The 24,639-nt window shown below is 40.8% G+C and carries 24 protein-coding genes; 18 read left to right on the top strand and 6 right to left on the bottom strand.

Going from position 1 to position 24,639, the window contains the following annotated elements:
• Nucleotides 1–25 precede the first annotated feature (25 nt).
• Together recQ and NST15_RS09650 are read left to right on the top strand one after the other, a co-directional pair.
• On the top strand, nt 26–1,807 hold the full coding sequence (gene recQ / locus NST15_RS09655; RefSeq protein ID WP_024718583.1) for a DNA helicase RecQ: 1,782 nt from the start codon (nt 26–28) through the stop codon (nt 1,805–1,807).
• Between the two features lie 256 nt (nt 1,808–2,063).
• Nucleotides 2,064–2,855 (top strand): 3D domain-containing protein, encoded by a 792-nt coding sequence (locus NST15_RS09650; RefSeq protein WP_007500712.1) that lies wholly within the window; start codon nt 2,064–2,066, stop codon nt 2,853–2,855.
• Nucleotides 2,856–3,007: 152 nt separating this feature from the next.
• Here the strand turns inward: NST15_RS09650 and NST15_RS09645 are convergent, their stop codons facing one another.
• Nucleotides 3,008–3,514: a GNAT family N-acetyltransferase gene (locus NST15_RS09645; RefSeq protein WP_008346514.1), complete on the bottom strand. Its 507-nt coding sequence runs from the start codon at nt 3,512–3,514 to the stop codon at nt 3,008–3,010.
• Between the two features lie 204 nt (nt 3,515–3,718).
• Here NST15_RS09645 and NST15_RS09640 point away from each other — a divergent pair, with 204 nt between their 5' ends.
• The 4 genes from NST15_RS09640 to prpB all read left to right on the top strand — a co-directional run bounded on the left by NST15_RS09640 (nt 3,719) and on the right by prpB (nt 7,937).
• On the top strand, nt 3,719–4,258 hold the full coding sequence (locus NST15_RS09640) for a DUF420 domain-containing protein (protein ID WP_008346516.1): 540 nt from the start codon (nt 3,719–3,721) through the stop codon (nt 4,256–4,258).
• Between the two features lie 167 nt (nt 4,259–4,425).
• Nucleotides 4,426–5,568 carry a citrate synthase gene (gene mmgD, locus NST15_RS09635; protein ID WP_342498509.1) on the top strand — a complete coding sequence of 381 codons (1,143 nt, stop codon included), beginning with the start codon at nt 4,426–4,428 and terminating at the stop codon, nt 5,566–5,568.
• A 2-nt stretch (nt 5,569–5,570) separates the two neighbouring features.
• On the top strand, nt 5,571–7,007 hold the full coding sequence (locus NST15_RS09630; RefSeq protein ID WP_017359486.1) for a bifunctional 2-methylcitrate dehydratase/aconitate hydratase: 1,437 nt from the start codon (nt 5,571–5,573) through the stop codon (nt 7,005–7,007).
• A 12-nt stretch (nt 7,008–7,019) separates the two neighbouring features.
• The gene (gene prpB / locus NST15_RS09625; protein ID WP_342498508.1) at nt 7,020–7,937 is read left to right on the top strand and encodes a methylisocitrate lyase; all 918 of its coding nucleotides are present in this window, start codon (nt 7,020–7,022) and stop codon (nt 7,935–7,937) included.
• Between the two features lie 34 nt (nt 7,938–7,971).
• Here the strand turns inward: prpB and NST15_RS09620 are convergent, their stop codons facing one another.
• Both NST15_RS09620 and NST15_RS09615 read right to left on the bottom strand, forming a co-directional pair.
• Complete coding sequence (locus NST15_RS09620; protein ID WP_017359484.1) at nt 7,972–8,634, bottom strand: lysozyme family protein; 663 nt, start codon at nt 8,632–8,634, stop codon at nt 7,972–7,974.
• 97 nt (nt 8,635–8,731) lie between these two features.
• Entirely contained in the window at nt 8,732–10,057 is a 1,326-nt protein-coding gene (locus NST15_RS09615) for an APC family permease (RefSeq protein ID WP_017359483.1), read from the bottom strand.
• Nucleotides 10,058–10,244: 187 nt separating this feature from the next.
• Here NST15_RS09615 and czrA point away from each other — a divergent pair, with 187 nt between their 5' ends.
• The gene (czrA, locus tag NST15_RS09610; protein ID WP_007500691.1) at nt 10,245–10,574 is read left to right on the top strand and encodes a Zn(II)-responsive metalloregulatory transcriptional repressor CzrA; all 330 of its coding nucleotides are present in this window, start codon (nt 10,245–10,247) and stop codon (nt 10,572–10,574) included.
• Nucleotides 10,575–10,609: 35 nt separating this feature from the next.
• Here the strand turns inward: czrA and NST15_RS09605 are convergent, their stop codons facing one another.
• The gene (locus NST15_RS09605; protein WP_342498507.1) at nt 10,610–11,134 is read right to left on the bottom strand and encodes a mother cell-specific membrane sporulation protein; all 525 of its coding nucleotides are present in this window, start codon (nt 11,132–11,134) and stop codon (nt 10,610–10,612) included.
• A 118-nt stretch (nt 11,135–11,252) separates the two neighbouring features.
• Here NST15_RS09605 and NST15_RS09600 point away from each other — a divergent pair, with 118 nt between their 5' ends.
• The 7 genes from NST15_RS09600 to NST15_RS09570 all read left to right on the top strand — a co-directional run bounded on the left by NST15_RS09600 (nt 11,253) and on the right by NST15_RS09570 (nt 17,260).
• On the top strand, nt 11,253–12,176 hold the full coding sequence (locus NST15_RS09600) for a YafY family protein (protein WP_342498506.1): 924 nt from the start codon (nt 11,253–11,255) through the stop codon (nt 12,174–12,176).
• A 54-nt stretch (nt 12,177–12,230) separates the two neighbouring features.
• Complete coding sequence (locus NST15_RS09595) at nt 12,231–12,707, top strand: GyrI-like domain-containing protein (RefSeq protein WP_035703240.1); 477 nt, start codon at nt 12,231–12,233, stop codon at nt 12,705–12,707.
• Nucleotides 12,708–12,745: 38 nt separating this feature from the next.
• On the top strand, nt 12,746–13,465 hold the full coding sequence (locus NST15_RS09590; protein ID WP_035703237.1) for an MBL fold metallo-hydrolase: 720 nt from the start codon (nt 12,746–12,748) through the stop codon (nt 13,463–13,465).
• 3 nt (nt 13,466–13,468) lie between these two features.
• The gene (locus tag NST15_RS09585; protein WP_254000599.1) at nt 13,469–14,041 is read left to right on the top strand and encodes a TetR/AcrR family transcriptional regulator; all 573 of its coding nucleotides are present in this window, start codon (nt 13,469–13,471) and stop codon (nt 14,039–14,041) included.
• Nucleotides 14,042–14,192: 151 nt separating this feature from the next.
• Nucleotides 14,193–15,074 carry a hypothetical protein gene (locus NST15_RS09580; protein WP_342498505.1) on the top strand — a complete coding sequence of 294 codons (882 nt, stop codon included), beginning with the start codon at nt 14,193–14,195 and terminating at the stop codon, nt 15,072–15,074.
• On the top strand, nt 15,037–15,642 hold the full coding sequence (locus tag NST15_RS09575; RefSeq protein ID WP_039963930.1) for a DUF4166 domain-containing protein: 606 nt from the start codon (nt 15,037–15,039) through the stop codon (nt 15,640–15,642). Before NST15_RS09580 ends, NST15_RS09575 begins: the two co-directional genes overlap by 38 nt.
• A complete protein-coding gene (locus NST15_RS09570; RefSeq protein WP_342498504.1) occupies nt 15,635–17,260 on the top strand; it encodes a YndJ family protein in 1,626 nt (541 codons plus the stop codon). Before NST15_RS09575 ends, NST15_RS09570 begins: the two co-directional genes overlap by 8 nt.
• On the opposite strand, the gene NST15_RS09565 is transcribed toward NST15_RS09570, so the two are convergent.
• The gene (locus tag NST15_RS09565) at nt 17,257–17,736 is read right to left on the bottom strand and encodes a hypothetical protein (protein WP_007500681.1); all 480 of its coding nucleotides are present in this window, start codon (nt 17,734–17,736) and stop codon (nt 17,257–17,259) included. The two genes, NST15_RS09570 and NST15_RS09565, sit on opposite strands and share 4 nt — an antisense overlap.
• A gap of 266 nt (nt 17,737–18,002) precedes the next feature.
• Between NST15_RS09565 and csaA the strand changes: the two genes are divergently transcribed.
• The 3 genes from csaA (at nt 18,003) to NST15_RS09550 (ending at nt 21,876) form a co-directional block, all read left to right on the top strand.
• Nucleotides 18,003–18,335: a chaperone CsaA gene (gene csaA / locus NST15_RS09560; RefSeq protein ID WP_008346544.1), complete on the top strand. Its 333-nt coding sequence runs from the start codon at nt 18,003–18,005 to the stop codon at nt 18,333–18,335.
• A 517-nt stretch (nt 18,336–18,852) separates the two neighbouring features.
• On the top strand, nt 18,853–20,244 hold the full coding sequence (locus tag NST15_RS09555; RefSeq protein WP_007500679.1) for an MFS transporter: 1,392 nt from the start codon (nt 18,853–18,855) through the stop codon (nt 20,242–20,244).
• Between the two features lie 24 nt (nt 20,245–20,268).
• Nucleotides 20,269–21,876: a glycoside hydrolase family 43 protein gene (locus NST15_RS09550; RefSeq protein ID WP_251185742.1), complete on the top strand. Its 1,608-nt coding sequence runs from the start codon at nt 20,269–20,271 to the stop codon at nt 21,874–21,876.
• Nucleotides 21,877–21,922: 46 nt separating this feature from the next.
• Here the strand turns inward: NST15_RS09550 and NST15_RS09545 are convergent, their stop codons facing one another.
• Nucleotides 21,923–23,083 carry an ROK family transcriptional regulator gene (locus NST15_RS09545; protein WP_251185741.1) on the bottom strand — a complete coding sequence of 387 codons (1,161 nt, stop codon included), beginning with the start codon at nt 23,081–23,083 and terminating at the stop codon, nt 21,923–21,925.
• 213 nt (nt 23,084–23,296) lie between these two features.
• On the opposite strand from NST15_RS09545, the gene xylA reads away from it, so the two are divergent.
• Nucleotides 23,297–24,634, top strand: coding sequence for a xylose isomerase (xylA, locus tag NST15_RS09540; RefSeq protein WP_251185740.1), 1,338 nt, complete (start codon nt 23,297–23,299; stop codon nt 24,632–24,634).
• Nucleotides 24,635–24,639 lie beyond the last annotated feature (5 nt).

Below are 24,639 nucleotides of genomic sequence, written 5' to 3'. Positions count from 1 at the left end.
AAACAAACGACGGAGAGGGAATTGGATGTTACAACAAGCAGAAGCACTTCTTAAACAATATTATGGCTTTGATGCTTTTAGACAAGGACAAAAACAAGCCATTGAATCGATTGTGAATAAACGGAAGGATACGGTCTGCATTATGCCGACAGGCGGAGGGAAATCGGTTTGCTACCAGATTCCTGCCCTTATGATGGAAGGAACGACAATCGTTGTATCTCCGCTTATTTCTTTAATGAAAGATCAGGTTGATGCATTAAATGAGATGGGAATACGATCGTCCTTTTTAAATAGTACACTTTCAGCAGGTGAAATGAATACAAGGCTGAAAAAATGTGAACAGGGGGAGTATGATTTGCTTTATATCACCCCTGAACGCTTACAAAATGAACGTTTTTTTCAGCTGCTTGATCGATTGACGATTCCTTTAATGGCTATAGATGAAGCGCACTGTATATCTGAGTGGGGACATGATTTTAGACCGAGCTATCGCTTTATACAAGAATGTGTAAACAAGCTTTCAAAAAGGCCTGTTATTGTAGCATTAACAGCCACTGCTACAAAGAAAGTCCAACAGGATATATGTGAGCAGCTTGGCATGGACGAAGAAGAAACAATCTTTACTGGTTTTGCTAGAGAAAATTTGTCTTTTCAAGTGGTGAAAGGGCAAAACAGCGACCAATTCATCACACAATATATGAAGAAAAACAGTCTTGAGTCAGGCATTATCTATACAGCCACACGAAAAGAAGCAGATCAAATTTATCATCGTCTAAAAAAGCAAAAGATCAAAGCGGGTGTTTATCACGGAGGATTAGATGATGAAGTCAGAGAAGAACAGCAAAATCTTTTTTTAAATGATGATATTCAAGTAATGGTAGCTACATCTGCATTTGGTATGGGGATTAATAAGTCTAATGTACGTTTTGTCATTCATCATCAAATTCCAAGAGATATTGAAAGTTACTACCAAGAAGCAGGACGTGCCGGGAGAGACGGGCTTGAAAGTGAATGCATTTTGCTGTTTTCACCGCAAGGCGTACGCGTGCAGCGCTTTCTCATTGAACAATCAACAGAAGATGAATTGCGGTATCAGCATGAATTGCTCAAGTTGAGACAAATGGTAGACTACTGTCATACGGAACAGTGCCTTCAGCAATTTGTGATGGATTACTTTGACCAATCATCAAGTGCCCCTTGTCAAAAATGTAGCAACTGTCTAGACGAGAGAGAGCGTGAAGACGTCACGAGAGAAGCACAAATGGTTTTGTCGTGTACCGTTAGAATGAACGAACGATTTGGAAAAATGATGATAGCTCAAGTATTAGCCGGCTCTAAAAACAAAAAAGTGCTTGATTTTGGTTTCGACCGGCTCCCTACTTATGCTTTAATGAAACAGCATTCAGCCCAACATATCAGTGATTTCATTGAATTTTTAATTACAGAAGAGTATTTACACATGTCTGAAGGAGCTTTTCCAACACTAAAAGTGACACAAAAAGGAAAGAAAGTGCTAGTGGGGCAGGAGACCGTCTATAAAAAGCAGGCGATAAAGGCAGAGGCTATTCAAGAAAATGATGCATTATTTGAGCAGTTAAGAATGGTCAGAATGAAGTTGGCAAGAGAGCAGGGCGTTCCGCCATTTGTTGTCTTTTCTGATCAAACATTGAAAGAAATGTCAGCAGTAGAGCCTAAAACAGAAGAAGAACTTTTAAATATTAAGGGTGTCGGTGCACAAAAAAGAGAGAAATATGGAGATGTTTTTTTAGAAGAAATTCGTTTATTTATAGAAAAAGAGAAAAAATAAAGAGTTTGAAGAAGGAAAATAAATTTTTTTCGTTTCACTTGGACGCGTTTTCATCATGATGATTTCCATCCCTACAAAACCTTGATATGGTGCGGAATTGAGCCATTTAGTGGGCTGATTTACCAATGGAGAGAGATGTTTCATGTAAAGGAACTGTAATCTAAAACATATCGTTTTGTTATTGAAATGACATTTACATATGTTACGATAGCACTCGTTAGCCGCCATAAAAAGCTAACAAGGGAGGATTTACTTTATGAAGAAGACTATTATGTCCTTGGTTGCTGTTGCAGCAATCTCAACAACAGCATTAGGAGCACAGCAAGCTTCTGCAAAGGAAATCACTGTACAGAAAGGTGATACACTTTGGGGAATCTCTCAAAAAAATGATGTGTCTCTAAAGGACCTAAAGGGTTGGAACAATTTATCTACAGACATGATCTATGTAGGAGATAAATTGACAATCTCTTCAAAAGAGAAAACTCAGGAGCAGTACAAAGTCCAGAAGGGGGACAGCCTCTGGAAAATCGCTCAAAAATTCAATGTGTCAATTAGCGATATTAAGTCTTGGAATAACTTAAACTCAGATATAATTATGATTGGTTCAACATTAAGTGTTGCTGGTCAAAGCTCAGCTCCGGTAAGCTCAGAACCTGTTCAAAAACAGGCACCTGTCCAAAAAGAGCAAACAACGAAAAAAGCTGCTCCTAAAAAGGAAACAGCTAAAGCAGAATCATCTTCTGCTAGTCAAAGTGTTCAAAAAGAAATGACTGTAACGGCTACGGCTTATACAGCAAATGATGGTGGCATCTCAGGTATCACTGCAACAGGGGTAAACTTAAACAAAAACCCAAATGCAAAAGTAATCGCAGTAGATCCTAATGTCATTCCATTAGGAAGTAAGGTTTATGTTGAAGGCTACGGTGAAGCCATCGCAGCAGATACTGGCGGCGCAATTAAAGGTAACAAAATTGATGTACACGTACCAAGCAAATCCCAAGCTAAAAATTGGGGCGTAAAATCAGTCAAAGTGAAAGTACTTAACTAGTAGTCTATTGTTTTTGGAAGAAAGCATCAGGTGGCGGCCTGATGCTTTTATTATACCTTTTTTTGGCCGGAAATACACATATTTTTCTGAAAAATTCGCATTTTCGACAAAAACCAGCGTATAAGCCCATCTCAACGCTGGTTTTTGTGTCGTTAGCTGTCCACCCAATAAATTTCTCCGCTTTGCTCTTTCCAATTAATTTGGACATCAAAATGGTGTTTTTCATAAAAATGAATCAGGCGGTCCACATGGTTCCAATCTCTTTTGACGAGATCCCCAGTAATGACTGGAATGTTTTGCTCTCTTGCGATTTCTTTTAAATGCTTCATACAGATGGATCCATAGCCATTATCAGGCGGGCCTTTAATATCGGCAATGTGAATCTTTCCTTCTTCAGGATATTCCGCGATCAAGGAAAAATCAGATTGTCCGCGAAAAGCTTTTTCACAATCGCTTAACATGATTTTGCACGTATCTGCATTCTCAATTGCAGAGACGATCATCCATTCATCTTCCTTCGCTTGATCAATGCCAATAATCTTTGCTTTTTTTGAAATATCTTTTATATTTTCTTGCATTCGATACATTTGGAACTGCAACTGCTGTAATTCTTGCTCTAATGTCTTCACATCTTTTGTTGTTTCCTGTAAGATTGACAAGTCTATTGCTCCTTTCATAGAAGAGTTGATAAAAACCACACAAATTCCCATTCTAAAGGAAGTGTGTGGATCTTTCAAGCCGCTAGAAGGCAGGCAATCGGCAAGTTTGTCTAAAATTCGACGAAGACAGCGAATTCATTGACTTTAGAGAGAAAGTTAAATAACATACTCTTAGTCGGAACTAATAAAGAGAGGTTTTCAAACATGAACGAACAGAATCAAAAACCGAAAAATTTCACCGGCATTGTTGTCTTTTTAACAATTGCCATAAACGGCTTAATTGCTTTATTATTTTTCATGCCAAAAACAGATAAATTTAGTCATCTGGATATTACATTTCTGCCGTTACTGAATGCCGTGATGAACAGTTTTACGTTTATCTTTTTACTTTCAGCGCTCATTATGATTAAACAAAAGAACATTAAAGCCCATAGACGATTTATCTTTGCGGCTTTTTCAACCACACTTGTCTTTTTAATTTCGTATGTGACGTATCATTCAATGGCAGCTGATACACACTTCGGGGGAGAAGGAATCATTCGTCCGATTTACTTCTTTATTCTCATCACACATATCGTCTTATCTGCCGTCATTGTACCGCTTGCACTGATCACTCTCTTTAGAGGCGCACAAATGCAAGTCGAACGTCATCGTAAAATTGCCAGATGGACCATGCCTCTTTGGCTCTATGTCAGTCTAACAGGTGTCATCGTATATATTATGATTTCTCCATACTACAGCTAACGTATGTCCATCTGGACATACGTTCTTTTATTTACAAGATGAAGTGCTTTGGATAAAATGGGAATTGGGTATCCGACTTGCACGGTATCTTCCCACCTATAGAATCACATCATGTCTGGCCGTTTGCTCGTTTGGAGAACACAATTGAACGAAACGGGGGTTATATGATGACTGAACAATTGCAGTACAAACCGGGGCTTGAAGACATTGTGGCAAGCGAAACGTCAATTTCGTTCCTAGATGTCCAGCAAGAAGAAATTGTGATTCGCGGTTATGACCTCATCGAGCTGGCACAAAGCAAGACGTACTTAGAAACAGCCTATCTGCTCATTTATGGAAGATTACCAGATGCAATGGAATATCACCAATTTCAGCAAGATATTTCCTCACAAACAAGCTTACATCCAACCATTCAAACCATTTTGACAAAACTGCCAAAAACCACTCACCCAATGGATGCCATGAGAACGTGTTTATCTGCTCTTGCAGGGTACGATGAACAACTGAATGATCGATCAGAAGCATGCCAACAAGCGCGTGCCGTTCGATTACTTGGCCAGCTGCCAGCGATTGTTGCGGGAAGCTATCATATTCTCACACAAGACACCACACCTACTCCAGACCAGACCACATCCTACACTGAAAACTTTCTAGCGATGTTAACAGGCCGCACTCCGGCACAAGACGAAATCAAAGCATTTGACCAAACGCTCACGCTTTATAGTGAGCATGAGCTGCCGAATTCAACATTTGCAGCAAGAGTCATTGCATCTACTCATTCTGACATGTATGGTGCTTTTACTGGAGCGATTTCTTCATTAAAAGGTGACTTACACGGAGGCGCAAACGAAGCAGTCATGCACATGCTGCTCGAAGGCAAAACAACAGAAGGTTTCCTTGCGCTCATCGAACGTAAATTAGCCGCAAAAGAAAAAATGATGGGCTTTGGACACCGGGTATACATGAGAAAAATGGACCCAAGAGCGGCACTTTTAAAACGATCGTTGAAAACGCTTACCGAATCAAAAGGAGACACGACGCTTTATGACATGTGCGTCGCAGGCGAGGCATACATGAAAGAAAAGAAAAACCTCTATCCAAACCTTGATTATTACGCAGCACCTATTTATTACGTGCTCGGTATTCCTATTTCACTTTATACACCGATTTTTTTTGCTGCGAGAGCAAGCGGATTAGCAGCGCATGTCATCGAGCAGCATTCACACAATCGGATTTTTAGACCGAGAGTAAGGTATTTAGGACCAAGAGGATTAAAAGTCTCAAATGATGATGGGAAAACGGGGGAATGAAGATGAATAAAACAGCAGTAGCCAATCAAACAGATCAACTATTAGAAGATATCGCAGCCTATGCCGTGGATGGAGAAATTACGAGCAAAGAGGCCATTGAAACAGCTCGGTATGTACTCATGGATACACTCGGCTGCGGAATGCTGGCGCTCAACTTTCCAGAATGCACGAAGCATCTTGGACCCATCGTACCTGGAACTGTTGTCCCTAACGGAGCAAGAGTGCCCGGCACTTCATTTGTGTTAGATCCTGTTCAAGCGGCTTTTGATATTGGCTGTATGATTCGCTGGTTAGATTATAATGACACGTGGCTTGCACAGGAGTGGGGCCATCCCTCAGATAACCTAGGCGGGATATTGGCTGTAAGCGATTATATCAGCAGAACACGCCTTGCAAACGGAGAAGAGCCGCTAACGATGAATGACGTACTGCATGCGATTGTAAAGGCACATGAAATACAAGGTGTGCTTGCTTTAGAAAATTGTTTGAATCGAAATGGCTTGGATCATGTTCTTTTTGTCAAGGTGGCATCAAGTGCAGTCGTTTGTGCAATGCTTGGCGGAACGAAAGAAGATGTACAGCATGTATTATCACAAGCATTTGTGGACAATTCACCGCTTAGAACGTACCGGCATGCCCCAAACACAGGATCAAGGAAATCGTGGGCAGCAGGGGATGCCACAAGCCGTGCGGTGAGACTGGCGATGATGACATTGAAAGGAGAAATGGGCTATCAAACGCCCCTCAGTGCAGAAAAGTGGGGATTTGAAGACGTGTTAATGAAAGGAAAACCACTCACACTTGCCCAGCCGCTCGGGTCATATGTGATCGAAAATGTACTCTTTAAAATTGCCTATCCAGCAGAATTTCATGCGCAAACTGCCGCTGAGGCCGCTGTCATTCTACATGACGCGGTAAAAGACCGTTTAGATGAGATTGACAGAATTGAGATTACGACACATGAATCAGCCATTCGAATTATTGATAAAAAAGGACCGCTTTACAACCCGGCAGACCGTGACCATTGCTTGCAGTATATTACGGCCATTGGGTTAATCTATGGTGAGCTGACCGCTGATCATTATGAAGAAGAAACGGCGCAGAATCCGCTCATTGACCGTTTGCGTGATCAAATGATCGTGAAAGAAGATAAACGGTATACAGAAGACTATTTAGATCCGAAAAAGAGATCAATTGCAAACTGTGTTCAAATCTTCTTTAAAGACGGAACGATGACAGATCGAATCGAAATTGAATATCCGCTTGGTCATCGCAGAAGAAGGCAGGAAGGGATCCCGCTGCTTGAAAAGAAATGGGTATATCATTTGAAAACGAGATTTCCACAAAAACAAGTCGATCAAATTGTTTCACTTTGCCAAAATCCCAATCAATTAAAAACAACGACAGTACCAGCATTTATGGACTTATTTGTCATATAAGGGGGAGCTAGTGTGTGGATCGTAAATGATGAAGTAAGTCAAGCTGACTTAGCCGCAGCTTTTAAAGAGCAAATGCACAAATCCGCTTTATTTCAAATTCCAGGCGTTCACGATGGAATGTCTGCGCTCTATGCGAGGAAAATGGGATTTCAAGGGCTTTATTTATCGGGTGCCGCTTTTTGCGCAAGCAAAGGGCTTCCTGACCTTGGTATGATTCATTCCACTGAAATGGCGGAAAAGGCAAAGGAAATCATTCGAGCTTCTCAGCTGCCTCTTTTAGTTGATATGGATACTGGCTATGGCGGGGTATTAAATGCAGCCAGGGCAGCAAAAGAAATGGTGGAGAGCAAGGTAGCGGCTGTTCAAATTGAAGATCAGCAAATGCCGAAGAAATGCGGACATTTAAACGGAAAATCACTCGTTTCTGTAGAAGACATGATGGCGAAAATCAAAGCGATCAAACAAGCGGCACCTACACTTCTCGTCATCGCAAGAACGGATGCGAAGTCAGTAAACGGGATGGAGGATGTCATTCACCGGGCTAATCTCTATCTAGAAGCAGGAGCAGATGCCATTTTTCCCGAGGCGCTGATTACAGCAGAAGATTTCACGTATGCTTCAAACAATATAAAAGGGCCGCTTCTTGCAAACATGACGGAGTTTGGAAAAACACCTTATTATCATACAGACGAATTTTCTATGTTTGGCTTTCAAATGGTGATTTATCCTGTGTCATCCCTGAGAGTTGCTGCAAAAGCGTATGAGCGTTTATTTACAGAGATTAAGGAAAAAGGGACGCAGCAGGGAATGCTGGAGGACATGCAAACGAGAAAAGAGCTATATGAAACGATTCATTATGATGAATATGAAGAAATGGATCAGTATTTAGCTAAAACGATCCTGCCGGAAATCGGGAAAGAGCATTCATAAAATGAAAAGCACTTCCGTTTAGGAAGTGCTTTTTTTACGATGATGGTGTGGATGATGAAGCCAATTTCATCTTTTCTTCAACTGTTTTCGTTTTTTCTTTTACTTTTTCAGCATAAGTGAAATCACCGTAGCAATACGGATAGCGGAAGTTATCTTTGTCGCCACCGCATGTATAGACTTCAGGGTTTCGCTTCACTTGCTTTTTGGAGTATTGCTTTGCCAATTTTTCGGAATGTTTTCCCCCGTTTTTTGCAACAAAATCAATATAGCCGATTCCCATGTTATAGCTTTGAATAATGGTTTCCAAATCAACGCCTTTTTTCTTCCCATGCTTGTACATGGTTGAAAAATGATGGACTCCTTGTTTAATGCTTTTCTGAGGGTCATTGATTTCATTTCGTTTCAAACCAAGAGATTCAGAGGACTGCATTGGATCTCCGCCTCTGCCTTTTGATTCCTGATACATCATACCGAGAATTAACGCGGTATATTGATCTAAATCTTGATCTCTTAACTCTGTTTCTACAAGCGGTTTGTAATCATCCAATCTCGACAAAACAATTGATTCCGTATCAATCGGCAGCTTTTTTAACTCCTTTTGATTAAAGGAAATGACAATGGCCGCTAATACGCAAACAAACAGAAAAATCGTGAAACAGCCTGAAATGGCAAAACATCCTGTTTTTTTCTTTTTCAAGGTCAGTTCACCCCTGTTTTGCCCCGCTTTTAAAAGGGAAGTACAGCCTTTATATTATGCCATATCCTGCACAGGATACCAAGTGAAAACCTTATATTCAATCATAGCCAAACGTAAATTCTGTTCTTGTTTTCAGTCTATAGCAGAAATAAACAAAACCGATCATGAGCCACACCATGCCGATGATTAATGCATTTGTACTGATGCTTGTTAAGAGCCAAATACAAAAAGCCGTTCCGCAAAGAGGGATGATGGCATACCTCAGTGTGTTTAATACACCTCTTTGTTTTTGTTTGATGAAATAGTAGGCGAAAACAGACAAGTTAACAAACGTAAATCCAATTAATGCCCCGAAGCTGATAAACGAGTAAATGACCTCAAGCTCACCAACAACTGCGGTTAACGAAAAAACACCAATTAATAAAATATTAAATACAGGCGTTTTCAATGTTGGGTGAATATAACCGAAGAAACGCTTTGGTAATGATTGATCTCTTCCCATCGCATACAAGAGTCTTGCGGCACTCGCATGTGATGATAGGGAGGAAGAGATGACAGCGACCATGGTGCCGGCTAAAAAGAATGAGTGGAGAAACGCTCCGCCCACAAATTCCGCAATTTCAAGTGATGCCGCATCTGGATGCTTGAACTGTTGAAAATTTGGAAACACCTGCTGTAAAAAATAAGAGGTGAGGGTAAACAGCACACCTCCAATGGCGACCGTTAAAAATATGGCGAGAGGAATCGTTCTTTTTGGCTTAATTGTTTCCTCAGACATAGTCGAAATCGCATCAAATCCTAGAAAAGAAAAACATAAAATCGTCGCGCCGGAAAAAATAAGGGCGGGATCTAAGCTTGCTGAATAAAACGGGCGGGTTGACAGTATCTCTCCCGTGCCTGCATGCTGCGTGAGCCCATAAATAATAAACCCAACAAATGTAACAGCGACAATCACCTGAAAGGTCACAAATAGCGCTGTAATGTTGGCTGTAAGACGTATACCGATTACATTGACAGTCGTTATGGCGATAGCAAGTATGATGATCCAAATGTAATGAGGTACATCAGGAAAGGCTGCGGTTAAATATGCACTTCCGATTGCAAAATTCACCATAGGCAAAAATAAATAGTCCAGCAATAGTGTCCAGCCTACAAGGAAGCCGACGTGAGGATGAATACTTTTTTGCGCGTATGTATATGCAGATCCTGCTTTTGGAAAAGCCTTCACCATATTCCCATAGCTAAGCGCTGTCAATAGTAATGCCAGTAAAGTAAAGATATAAGCTGCAGCAACGTGTCCTTTCGTCAGCTGAGCAACAATGCCGTATGAATCAAATACGACAAGTGGGTCCATATAAGCAAGCCCGATCACAACAAGCGGAAAAACAGTCAGGCTGCGTTTTAGTCTTGGCTCTTCAGTCAATTTGCCTATCAGCTCCTCTAAAAAAATGTATAAATAATGCTCATTTTAAAAAGAATGCTACCACGTGTCAATGCTATTTGAATAAATCTTTTTTCAAAAGGTGTGGAAGCTTTGCATGCTACACGTTTTGGTATATGATGATACATAGAATAAGTCGTGAGTTGACTGACAAGAAAGGTGAAGCGAAATGAAGGAAGAACTGAATACAAATCAAGAACAGGAACGGATGGAGCTGGACGAAGAAAGTCTATTTCTTGTCTCCCAAACATTTAAAGCCTTATCTGATCCGACGCGTATTCGTATTCTGCATTTGCTGTCTCAAGGTGAACATTCAGTAAATGATATAGCAGAAACACTAAACCTTATGCAATCAACCGTATCTCATCAGCTGCGCTTTTTAAAAAATCTTCGTCTCGTGAAATCTAGACGAGCAGGGACCTCGATTTTTTACAGTCCTGAAGATCAGCATGTGATGGAAGTGCTTGAACAAATGATACACCATGCACAGCATGATTGAGAAAAAACCTTCCTACTTTTATATAGGAAGGTTTTTTATGCATTATGTACTTGGGTTGATCGTTTATTTGCTTTCATCATTTGATAAGAAAACACAATATAGTAAGCCGCTAGAAGGAAAAAGCTGAGTATTGTCAACGCATCATCGCTGACAATATGCTGATACAATTCAACGATATCCATTTTGGTGATCGCATGTGTTGTCAGATTGACCGATTTAAATGCAAGCCTAGATAAAAACAAACATAAAATAAAGCTTTCAATCCATTTACTTGTTTTCATATACAGCCGGCCATTTTCTAATTTCATCTGAATCGTCTGATAGGCGTGAACGGCGAGACTGCTCCCGAAGATCATGCCAATGACGGCATAGATAAAAATACTGTGATTTTGCCATCCTTCTGATAAGAGAATAAGGGCAGTGAGACTAAATACATACATTCTCATGAAAAGATTTACCGGGCGCACAAGCTGATAGCGTCTCATTCGATTCATTCGAATGATGATCCAGACGAGCATGACGATCCCGATCATGAACAACTGCCATACGTGATGTGTCATGATGCAACCTCCTCCTGCACAGGCAGGGATGTAAACGAATGCTGGCTGTTACTTATCATTACCATTCTTTCTTTTTTTATCAAATCAAAACCTATATTTATGAAAAAGAGGAAAAGTCATGAAAATCGATCGCATTTTGTCCATTGTGATGATACTGATTAGCAAACGGCAAGTACAGGCGAAAGACCTCGCTGAACTACATGAAGTGAGCGTAAGAACCATATACCGTGACATTGATACGATTAATCAAGCGGGGATTCCAGTTGTCACAAAACAAGGCGCAGGGGGTGGAATTTCACTCGTTGACGACTATCGTCTAGAGAAAAAATTATTCACCGATGATGATATTGAACTGATTTTAACAGCTCTTGAAAGCATTACGAGTGCATACACCTTTAAAGAAAGTGAACATGTACTAAAGAAAATGAAATCCCTGATCCCGCCTCAAAATGAGAAACAGCAACATGTCTTTATTGATTTAAGCTCTTGGGGGAAAGACAGCTACTTAGAAAAGAAGCTCCAGCTCATTCATACCGCTGCCTCAGCGCATCAATATATCCAGTTCACCTATCGCAATGCAAAAGGCGAAACACTTCCTAGAAAAGTAGAGCCTTATACACTTGTCTTAAAAGGAAGACACTGGTATTTGTATGCGTATTGCTGCGAGAAAAAAGCGTTTCGTCTGTTTAAACTCAAAAGAATGTCAGACCTTATCACGCATTCAGTATCTTTTCTTCCTAAACGAATAAAAAATGAAGACAAGCCTTGGAATGATTCTTGGCATGAAGAACCTTCCGTCAGTACACTAACGCTCAGGTTGACTGAAGATTCTGTTGGTAAAGTGAAGGAATGGATAGATGAAAATGAATTCACCGTATGTGCAGATGGTACGTATCTTGCCACAATCACTTTGCCTCAGGATGATTGGTTATATAGCTTTCTTTTTTATTTAGGGCCAGATGTCGAGATTGTCTCTCCGCTATCCGTTCGGGAAGCATTTGATCTAAAGTTGAAACAATTTCAAAAACCAAAAGGAACTTGACACAATGTTGTCAGGTTTCTTTTTATATGATGGAAAAAAAGGAGATGAGAATGTATGTACGATATCGTGATTTTACAGAAACAATGGATCAAGGGATTATCTGTTCGAACAACAAATGAAATGGAGCAAACAAACGAGCGGAAGATTGCACCGCTTTGGCAGCAATTTTTCACGCAGCAGCTCGACGGGGGCCATGCGCCAGTCATAGGGCTGTATTCAGATTATGAAAAGGATGAAAATGGCGCTTATTTGTTCACAGCGGGGCAATTGGTTGACCAGCAGCTAGCACAAGATGCAAAAGAGATTCCAGGCTCCACCTACGCAAGATTTCAAACGAGAAAGGGCCCGATTGAAGAGGTTGTGTTTGAAACATGGCAGCAGATTTGGAGCTGGGATCAGCGTCACTTGCGAACATATACTGGCGATTTTGAATGGTACGACGAACGATCGATTGATCCAAAAGAAGCACAAATTGATATTTATATAGCAGTCGATGAAAAAATAGTTGCTAAAACTAATGGTATTAGTTAATATAAAACTAACGACATTAGTTTTAGGGGGAAAACAAGATGAGATTGACAACATTTGACCGTTTGCACCAGCTTACACTCATGCCACGTATTTTTCCGGTAAATTGTTATGTATTTGAGGAAGAGAATGAACTCATCTTAATTGATGCAGCTTTGAAAATGGCAGCAAGCTCGATAATTGAATTTGCACATCAATTAAACAAACCCATTAACAAAATTATTCTGACTCATAGTCATATGGATCATATTGGCGCACTAGATGAAGTGAAAAAGGCTTTTCCAGAGGCAGTTGTTTATTTATCGAAACGAGATGCTCGCCTGTTTGCTGGCGATTTCTCTTTACTTCCTGGTGAACCAGAGAAAAAAGTCAAAGGCAGTTTTTCAAAAGACATTCTCACAAAACCAGACGTGCTTGTTGAAGAAGGGGACGAGATTGGGTCCCTGAAAGTCATTGCCACACCAGGACATACACCAGGAAGCATCTCTTTATACGATGAAAAGTCAGGGGTTGTCATTGCGGGTGATGCAGTTGTGACAAAAGGCGGTTTATTTGTAACGGGTGAGTTTCGCTTCACCTTCCCATTCCCGGCTTTTGCCACTTGGGATGCAGAAACAGCACTAAAAAGCGCTGAAAAATTACTGGCATTTCCCTTGTCTTGTCTCGCAGCAGGACATGGTGATCTCATCATAGAGCCTGAGGCAAAGCTCAGAGCCGCTATCGAAAAAAGGAAGCATCAGCTACAAAAGGGAGGACAGTAAGCCATGTCTCCAAGAATGGGTATCACACAAGAAAAAATTGTTGAATCTGCCATCGAATTTGTCGATGAAGAGGGCTTTTCCGCTTTGACCATTGCTACATTGTCCAAACGGCTTAACATCAGACCACCATCTCTTTACAACCATATATCCGGTCTTCATGAAATACAGGCAGCTCTTGCTGTCAAGGGGCTGACAATGCTTTGTGAGGCCGGCAAACAAGTAACAGCGGGGCTGGAAAAAGAAGACGCTGTTTTAGCATTTGCAAGACAATATGTTCAATTTGTTCGTCAGCATCCCGGCCTTTATGAGGCTGCTTTTTCACATATGAATGAAAGAGAAGTCAGTGTGGTTGCAGAGAATCTTGCTGATTTTGTCCAATCCATCATGTCTCGTTTTGGTGTAAAAGAAGAGGACATGACGCATGTCGTCAGAGGGCTCAGAAGCTTACTGCACGGCTTTGGAGATATTTCAAACAAAAAAGGATTTCAACGGAAAGAACAGCTTGAAGATAGTGTGAGCTATGCGGTCCGTCTTTATATTGCAGGCATCAAAGAGCAAGAAGATCTGTCTCATTGACAGGTCTTTTTTATGTATCGAACCGATATGATGAAGGAGATGTAAACAAATCAAAACATTTTTTGGGCAAAAAACCAATAAAGATTTGACAGTTTTGTGAAACATGGTATGCTTATTATGTGAAATAATTCACATAGAGGAGTAGAGGCAGATGAAAAGAAAGCCTGTTTATGTGGAAACAACCATTCAAGCACCTATTGAAAAAGTATGGGAGTATACGCAAAATCCAAAGCTTCATGAACAATGGGATTTGCGATTTTCAACCATTTCATTAAATGGACCTAGAGATGAACAACCCCAATCCTTTTTGTATGAGAAACACCTTGGATTCGGCATTAGTGTAACTGGGACAGGAGCGTATCGAACGAGCGTGAAGGATGAGCGTCATGAAAGAGCATCCTCACTTCAATTTAAATCATTACACCCTTTGTCTTTCATCAAAGAAGGCGGAGGGTATTGGAAATACATGAAAACGAATGATCACATTGTGTTTCAAACGCAATTTGATTATGAAACAAAGGAAGGAAAAGGGTGGAAATGGGCAGACCGTTTGTTTTTTCGACCAATGATGGGGTTTATGACTGCCTTTAGCTTTGGCGCATTAAAGACGTGGCTTGAAAAGGGCACGCATCCCCGGTTGCTGCTAGAGAGAACACTTGCCCATTATGGCATTTGTTTGTTGTTTGCTATCGTCTGGTTATGTCAAGCGATCATTCCTTTTTCACCTTCTGCTTTTGATCATAGCACCGGATTTCGATTGTTTTATGCGCTATTAGGTGTATCATGGCTTATGCCTAAGCTTCCAAAGAAATATGTATTCATCCTTCAAAGCATCTTTCTGCTACTGATGCTTGGTATAGGAATTTTATCACCAGAAACGACTCTGCACGAGCCGCTGGTGCTGAGTGCATTTTTCATTTTATCCGTTGCAGGAATGATCAATTTAAAAGATTGTGTAGATGTGTTTTCGATCAAACGAAAAAGGGGAGGTAGACATGGTCGTTCATCATCATCAAGTAAAGGACTACGATAAGCTGCATCCGACATTAAAAGAACGTTATAACCGCGCGTTTACGGCCGAAGGCATCATGGAGGAAATAGGAGGCGGGACAAAGCTCATCCGATTGTTATTCAAAATCGGTCCATTGTTTCGCTGTTTTTTTCCTGAAAGAGGGCGAAATATTCCCTTCCAAATTGTGAACAAGCCTTTTACGACAAGTAAGGGAGAAGAAGGGATGCACTGGTTTCGAACGTTCTATTTTCCTGACAAGGAAAGACATTTTGATGCAGATATGATCATTGATCAGAAGAGCCATCAAGTACTTGACTACTTTGGAAAGCCTAGGCTTCTTGTGTCAGAGCTCCATTTTACAGTCACGGAAAAAGGGTTCTTGCACATTCAATCAGGTAAGCAAAAGTTTTTGCTGTTTGGGCGGGAGTGGCCACTGCCTTCTTGGCTTTATGGTGAATCTGATGTAACAGAAGGTTACGATGAGCATGCAGGTGAGTATACCATTGATGTTCAAGTGAAAAATCGCCTTTTTGGCACTCTTTTTACTTATAAGGGCCGGTTTACGGAAAGGGTGTCACCTCATGAATAAATGGCATTTGATGTGTAGCATCATGTTGCTGTCCTGCTTTCTCGTTACCCGTTTGACGACAGCTCCCATACCAGAATTTTTTGTTTTGATTGCGATGTTATTTTTTCTTCCCGCTTTCTTACACTTTTTTTATCAGGAAGAGAAGAAACGGCAGCAGAAGGGGCTGGTCGGCTTCATAATGAAAGCCTTTCCAGTAGCAGCTCTATGTGCAACAGGCGCATTCATCTATCATTCTCTTTGGCTTGCATTGGGATGGCTTTTCTTTACAATGATTCTGGCTTTATTTGGTTTCACTCGTTTGCTGAAAAGAGGGGCCCATCCGCTTCATGAGCTGATGATCGATGGCGCATGTATGTATATCGCTCTAGGTGGGCTTTGGTTCTGGCTGTACATAGCAGATATACAAGTGATGACATTTTCACCGATGATTGTACTTTTGACCGCTATTCATTTTCATTATTCGGCTTTTTTTATCCCTATCTTTTATGGATTATTGGGGAGGCAGCGGAAAAAAGAGACGACGCTATACAAACTGGGTGGCTGGGTTATTTTACTGTCGCCAGTGATGATTGCTGTTGGAATCAGCTATTCTCGCCTGTTTGATACGTTCAGCGTCGTTTTGTATGTGATCGCACTTTATTTGTATGGAGTTTTATGTATGAAAACTTCTTTTCGTTCAACTGTCGCAAAAGGGTTCGTTGTGTTTTCTAGCATCATGTTAATGGGAACGATCGTCCTATCATTCCTTTATTCTGCCGGAATGCTTTTACATGTTACCTACATCAGCATGGATCAAATGATTTGGTTTCATGGCAGTATCAATGCAAGTTTGGTTATTTTACCAGGCCTCATAGGATGGTTGATTGAAAGACCAGCTGATCGATTGAAACAGAAGGATTTTCCGGTATCGAGAGTTCACGGTCGTTTTCAGATCATGTCTTTTCAACATGACGACATGCAGCATGATGAGAAGATTGGTTTAGTCGATTCTCTTGACCAATTAAATGGAAAGGCATTTTCAGCAGAGAGTGTGTCACCTGTTATTCGCAGATTTTATGAAGACCCGATGTCCTTTACGTTAAAAGCAGCCGTCTGTTTTCATTGGTGGGTAAGGCCGTTTGTCTTTTTGCTTCAACCTGTTTTTAGACAAATAGGACAGCTCTATTTAGGGTTATCACGAATGCCATATGAAATGCCGGGGAGTCTTTCAAGATTTCAACATCCTCTTGAAGAAAGGGAAAATGTACGTGTGTGGATCAGGCGCAATGAGAAAGGCGAGCAAGTCTTTTATGCGCTCTATGCCCAGCACCATGATGAAGAGACAGTCTATATGAATATTGCTTTGCCGCTTCCTTTTTCACAGCTTACGGCTATTTTAAAACCTTTGAATGAAAAGGAAGATTTTCTATTAAAAAGTAAAAGTCCAAAAGGCAGTACGGGTGATGAAGGATTGTATTTGCATACGTCTTTCATCACCATGAAACTGCCAATGGAAGAAAGCTTTCATATGAAACCGAAGACGGAAAAAAGTCTCACAGCGATTCATCAAATGAAGCTATTCGGTATTCCTTTTTTAACGATTCAGTATCAAATCGACAGTGAAAGCCACTCATCTTAGTCAATGATGTCGCATGGTTCACCGTGACGAATGATGTTCACAATCGCTTGCCCATCACTCGGATGATGATCTGCATACTGTACTGGCAGTAAAGCAAAAAATACATAGTAGACTGAGAAGTAAGCAAATTGATAGAAAAATTGATGTTCTGGCAGGAAATCGTTGGCGATCATTGTATTCAATATGAGAACACTGAGCAGGTTGCATAATGATCCGCCTAAGTAGACAAGAATGTGTGAGAAACGGTTATTTCTCCTCATTTCTTCATAATGGCAAAAAGCATCTAGAAAATAGATTCTTCTAATTTCAACGACGCCTATTTTCAATACTTTTTTGCCTCGGCCAAGCGCAAACGAAACCTTTGCTCCAAACAGCCATGCGACCACAATATGGCCCAGCTGATGCAAGATGGCAACGATAGGAAGAATGACGAAAAACGACCAGCAAAACGTCCACATATCCGATAATGTAAACAAGTGTTAACCCTCCCTGAAATATTCGAGAGGAAGCAGTAGGATTATTTGCCATTTTACCGAATTCATTTTTATGATGCAAACATTTAATAGACTACTATAAAATCATTATGTAAACTAACAGAGATTTTCAATGAATAGGCTTTTTAACCCTTTCTTTTAGAAGAGTAGGTTGTGCTACAATAAAGAAATTAGTGGGAGACAAGTGATCATCTAGCAGAAGAAAAATGTGACCTTTTTATGAAAGAATGAAAGGGAGAGAGATTCTGATGGCAGATATTGAACAGTTTTTGGCGTTAGACATTCGTGTTGGGACGATAGTAGAAGCAGAGTTCTTTGCAGAAGCAAGAGTGCCTGCTTTCAAGCTCAAGATTGACTTTGGAGATGAGATTGGCATAAAACAATCTAGTGCACAGCTGACAAAGCGTTATCATGCTGAGAATCTCACCGGGAGACAAATTGTTGCAGTGGTTAATTTCCCGCCAAGAAGAATTGCCGGGTTTAAATCAGAGGTGCTTGTCTTAGGAGGCATGCCGTCAAAAGAAGACGTTGTTTTGCTTGCCACAGATGAGCCGGTTGAAAATGGCACCAAAATAGGGTAAGAAAAAAGACATCTTCATCAGAAGATGTCTTTTGCGTATTGAGGCGGAATAACCACACGCCACATTCGTGTGTGTCTCAAAGAGACGTGTTACCCGACTTACACAATTCAGCTCATCGCTTGATTAATATAGCATGGGATCAGTATGAATGCAACCATTATTTGAGTTCTCTTTGTTTTTGGAATATAAAAAGAAGGTTCATCTCCTCATAGCATAGAAAAAATGACAGGAAATCAATTATTTGGATTATTTTTTCAAAAAATATTGAAAAGTCAGATCATATTTTATAAAATGAATTCATCTTAGTTTGTTTAATCGATAAACTAAGATGGTGATCATCTATTGATCTATTGTTTAAAGCACATGATTTGCTGCTATGTGGGCTAAGCTGAAAGAAAGAGATGTTCAGCTTCATTTTTACAACGAATTGAAAGCGCTTTATTTTCGACCTATTGATTGCTGCTGCCCTGCACCATCTGTCCGTTAGAAGAGGCTAAGTGAAGAAGGGAGAAAACTCATGGTGAGTGAGAATTTAAAGAAGATTCGTATGTCTGAAAAAGTGGGGTATGCTTCAGGAGATTTCGCATGTAATTTAATTTATGCAACTGTCTCTACGTATCTATTATTTTTTTATACGGATGTGTATGGATTATCAGCAGCAGCAGCAGGGACGATGTTTTTGGTGGTTCGGGCCATCGATGCGCTTGCAGATCCGTTTATTGGGGCGATGGTTGACCGAACGAACAGCCGTTTTGGCCGGTTTAGACCTTATTTGTTATTTGGTGCGTTACCTTTTGCTGTTCTTGCCATTCTTTGTTTTACGACACCGGATTTTTCCGAAATGGGAAAACTCATTTATGCGTACATCACGTATGTTGGTTTATCGCTTACATACACGTTCATCAATGTTCCTTATGGTGCTTTAACTTCCGCAATGACAAGAAATAACCAAGAGGTCGTCAGTATTACGTCTGTTCGTATGCTTTTTGCAAATCTCGGTGGTTTAGTTGTTGCTTTTTTTGTTCCGTTTCTTGCGACGTTTTTGAGTGATACAACAGGAAATACAGCACTTGGCTGGCAGATCACGATGGCATTTCTCGGCGTACTTGGGGGCGGATTACTGATTTTCTGTTTTAAAAGTACGAATGAGCGCGTCACGCTTCAAAAGCCAGAGGAAAAGATCAAGTTCAGTGATCTCTTTGTCCAGTTACGAGTAAATCGTCCGCTTGTTGTGTTAAGCATTTTCTTTATCATTATCTTTGGTGTGAACTCGATCAGCAACTCAGTCGGGATCTATTATGTGACGTATAACCTCGGCAGAGAAGATTTAGTGAAGTGGTACGGCCTGATTGGCAGTCTGCCAGCTTTAATGGTGTTGCCGTTTATTCCTAAGCTACACAAGTTGTTAGGAAAGAAAAAGCTGTTGAATTATTCATTATTGCTGAATATTGTAGGCCTTCTTGCCTTACTTGTGATCCCGCCGAGTCAAATCACTTTAATACTTATTTTCAGGCTCGTTGCGGCTGCAGGGAGTATTACAGCAGGTGCTTACATGTGGGCACTCATTCCTGAAACCGTTGAATATGGCGAATATAAAACAGGGAAAAGAATGGGTGGACTGATTTACGCAGTGATTGGCTTCTTCTTTAAATTTGGGATGGCCTTAGGCGGCATCGTTCCAGGGCTTGTCCTTGACCGATTTGGTTATATTGCAAATCAAGTGCAAACACCAGAAGCTTTACTGGGCATTTTAATCACGACAACGGTGATTCCTGTATGCTTACTCATTTTAGCGATGGTTGATATTAATTTTTATAACCTAGATGAAGAAAAACATAAAAAAGTCATACGAGAGCTTGAGAATAGAGACAAGGTGTATATCGATCATATGGACGACTTTAAAATGTAGCTCTCTGAAAGAGGAGGAAATTCAATGAATATTACCAATCCAGTGCTCAAAGGGTTTAACCCTGACCCAAGTATTTGCCGTGCGGGAGAGGATTATTACATGGCGGTTTCTACATTTGAATGGTTCCCGGGGGTGCAAATTTATCACTCGAAGGATCTCGTCCACTGGCGGCTCACCGCGCGTCCCTTGCAAAAAACTTCTCAACTCGATATGAAAGGAAATCCTGATTCCGGCGGGGTTTGGGCACCGTGTTTAAGTTATGCGGATGGTCAGTTTTGGCTCATCTATTCTGATATTAAAGTAGTAGATGGTCCGTTTAAGGATGGTCATAATTATTTGGTCACAGCTGATGCAGTAGATGGCGAGTGGAGCGATCCGGTTCGACTCAATAGTTCTGGGTTTGATCCTTCCTTGTTCCATGATCCAAGCGGAAAGAAATACGTGTTGAATATGCTGTGGGACCATCGAGAAAAACATCACTCCTTTGCAGGTATAGCCTTGCAGGAATATAGTGTATCTGAAAAAAAACTGGTCGGTGAGCGGAAGGTCATTTTTAAAGGCACACCAATCAAACTGACAGAAGCTCCGCATCTTTATTACATCAATGATGTCTATTATTTATTAACAGCTGAAGGGGGCACACGTTACGAACATGCAGCAACGATTGCCCGTTCCTCGCATATTGATGGGCCGTACGAGGTTCATCCTGACAACCCAATTTTAACGGCTTTTCATGCGCCTAGCCATCCACTACAAAAATGCGGGCATGCTTCCATTGTACAAACGCATACAAATGAATGGTATATGGCTCATCTGACTGGCCGTCCAATTCATTCAAATAAGGAATCCATTTTTCAGCAAAGAGGTTGGTGCCCTTTAGGAAGAGAGACGGCCATACAAAAGCTTGAATGGAAAGATGGCTGGCCGTATGTGGTAGGCGGAAAAGAGGGGCTCCTAGAGGTTGAAGCGCCTGCGATGAGCGTAAAAGAGTTCTCTCCAACCTATCACATAGTCGATGAATTTAAAGATTCATCGTTAAATAGACATTTCCAAACATTAAGAATCCCATTTACGGATCAGATTGGTTCAGTGACAGAAAACCCACATCATTTAAGGCTGTATGGGCAGGAATCTTTAACGTCTAAATTTACACAAGCGTTTGTTGCGAGGCGCTGGCAAAGCTTTTATTTTGAAGCAGAGACAGCGGTTTCCTTCTTTCCGGAAAACTTTCAGCAAGCGGCAGGTCTTGTGAATTATTATAATACAGAAAATTGGACTGCACTTCAGGTGACTTATGACGAGGCGCTTGGCCGTATCCTTGAATTATCTGTGTGTGAAAATCTGGCCTTTTCTCAGCCGCTAATCAAAAAAATTATCATCCCAGACGAGATTCCGTATGTGTATTTAAAAGTGACCGTTCAAAGAGAGACGTACACGTATTCTTATTCTTTTGATCAACAAGAGTGGGAAAAAATAGATATAACGCTTGAATCGACCCATTTATCAGATGATTTTATTCGAGGAGGGGGATTCTTTACAGGGGCTTTTGTTGGAATGCAGTGCCAAGACACAAGCGGCGAACGTCTGCCTGCCGATTTTAAGTATTTTCGATACGAAGAAACAACTGAATAAAAAAAGACAACACTCTAAAGGCTGTCTCTCTTTAACATGTATTCCATTATGGTGAAGGCGTGACATCACGTAAAAAAGCTTCAGTGACAAGAGATGTCATCCCTAAGGCTGGTGCGTTTTGTCCTAATGACGAAGGAAGCAGCTCCACCCGTGAGCTGAATTGTGCATCCATTCTAGAGGATACTTCATCTTGAATGACACTTAGAACGGCCTGCTCAGATTCAATGACCTTGTTTCGTAAAATAACGGCTTGTGGGTTGAAGGTATGCAGAACGTTTGTGAGACCTACCCCAATGTAAAAGCCAAAGTTACGCAAGGCATTAAGTGTTTTCATATCATTTAACTTCGCCAACCGCTCAATATCTTGATAGGTGAATGACTGACCATCTGTTTGGAGCGATTGGAACAGTGCTTTCTCAGATGCATACAGTTCCCAGCAACCACGATTTCCGCAGCTACATGTCGGTCCATTAAAGTCGATCGTCATATGTCCCATTTCACCAGAAAAACCGTTTGTGCCTCTATATAAATGATGATTGATAATGATGCCTATTCCAATACCAGTGCCGATACTTGCATAGATCAGATGGTCATAATGTTTAGCAGCACCGAAGATTTTTTCACCGTAAGCACCGGCATTTGCTTCATTCTCGATAAAAACCGGTACTTGGAATGTGTCTTGGAGACTTGTTTTTAGATCGACATTTTTCCATTTTGAATGAGGCGTAAACACAATTTGTTCATCTGCATCGACCAGACCTGGTATACAAATCCCTATACCAATCAGCCCGTATGGAGAAGAAGGAATGTGTGAACGTAACTGCTGAATCAATTTAATTAATATACGGACAGTCACATCAGGTGTGCTGGATGGGAGCTTGAGCTGCTCATTATGAATCATCGACCCTTCAAGGTCTGTTAAAATGCCGTTGACATAATCAACACCGACATCAATGCCGATAGAGTAACCTGCACGTTTATTAAACATGAGGAGCACGGGTCTTCTTCCGCCGCTAGATTCGCCTTGACCGATTTCATAAACAAGATGTTCTTTCATTAAAGTACTCACTTGAGAAGAAACGGTCGATTTATTTAACCCAGTGCGTTCAGATAATTTTGCTCTGGAAATTGGTGCATGGTGCAGAATTTCGTTTAGCAATAGCTTTTGATTTATTTTTTTCACAAAGTTCTGATCCGCAATATCCATTGTATCCACTCCATTTGTTTCATCTTTAGATTAAGTGAAGAAAAGCCGTTTTTTGTCGTGTTCATTCTCTATAAAACATGCTTTTCACTTTATTATAACGAAAATATTTCTAAAAAACTAAAAAATATGGAAAATTCAAAGAGATTAGTTGGTCAACTCGTTCGTTCGTTTGTTGAATCAACTTACTAAGTGAATATATAGGGGGAATCACTTATGGTCAAATCAAATATGACTTCGTTAAGTAGTTTACAGGGGATTGGCAACATTCAATATGAAGGAAAACATTCAAAGAACCCATTCGCATTTAAATATTATAATCCGAGCGAAAAGATTGGCGGAAAGACAATGAAAGACCACCTGCGATTTTCCGTCGCTTATTGGCATACACTGACTGCTGATGGAACAGACATGTTTGGAACTGGCACGATGAAAAGAGCTTGGGATTCTTATAGTGGAATGGATTTGGCGAAGGCTAGATTGGAAGTGGCTTTTCAGCTCTTTGATCTATTGGATGTTCCGTATTTTTCATTCCATGACCGTGATATTGCACCAGAGGGCGACACGCTTCAAGAGACCAATCAGCAGCTAGACATCATCGTAGAAAGAATGAAAGATTACATGCAGCAAAGCGGGGTTCGGCTTCTATGGAACACGGCTAATATGTTTAAGCATCCAAGATTTGTTCACGGTGCAGCGACATCCTGTCATGCAGATGTATTTGCCTATGCAGCTGCACAAGTGAAAAAGGGCATCGAAACAGCAAAGGAACTCGGCGCAGAAAATTATGTTTTCTGGGGAGGACGAGAAGGTTACGACACACTACTGAATACAGATATGAAAAGAGAGCTTGACCATTTGGCGGCCTTTTTGCATATGGCGGTCGATTATGCAAAAGAAATTGGATTTACAGGTCAATTTTTAATTGAGCCAAAGCCGAAGGAACCGACAACTCATCAATATGATACGGATGCAGCGACATCAATCGCCTTTTTAAAACAATATGGATTGGATACACACTTTAAATTAAATATCGAGGCCAATCATGCGACATTAGCGGGTCATACGTTTGAGCATGAGCTGCGTGTAGCAAGAATTCATGGACTGCTCGGTTCCGTTGATGCCAACCAAGGAAACTCCCTTCTAGGCTGGGACACTGATGAATTCCCAACGGATTTATATGCCACAACACTCGCCATGTATGAAATTTTGCAAAATGGCGGACTTGGAACAGGCGGTCTCAATTTTGATGCAAAAGTCAGAAGAGCCTCCTTTGAACTGGAAGATCTTCTGTATGCCCATATTGCGGGGATGGATGCATTCGCAAAAGGGCTGCGGGTGGCTCATAGACTCATAGAAGACCGTGTGTTTGAAGATGTGATCAAGCACCGGTACCGCAGTTTTTCTGAAGGAATTGGACGGGAGATTTCAGAAGGAAAGGCAAACTTTCATACATTAGAAGAATATGCACTGAAACATCCGCTCATCAGAAACGAATCTGGCAGAGAGGAACAGCTGAAAGCCAGATTAAATCAATATTTGTTAGAAGATTAATTGAG

It is taken from the genome of Bacillus sp. FSL R5-0820 (genome assembly GCF_038593385.1).
GTDB lineage: Bacteria > Bacillota > Bacilli > Bacillales > Bacillaceae > Bacillus > Bacillus altitudinis.
This window is presented reverse-complemented; position numbering and strand designations above follow the sequence as displayed.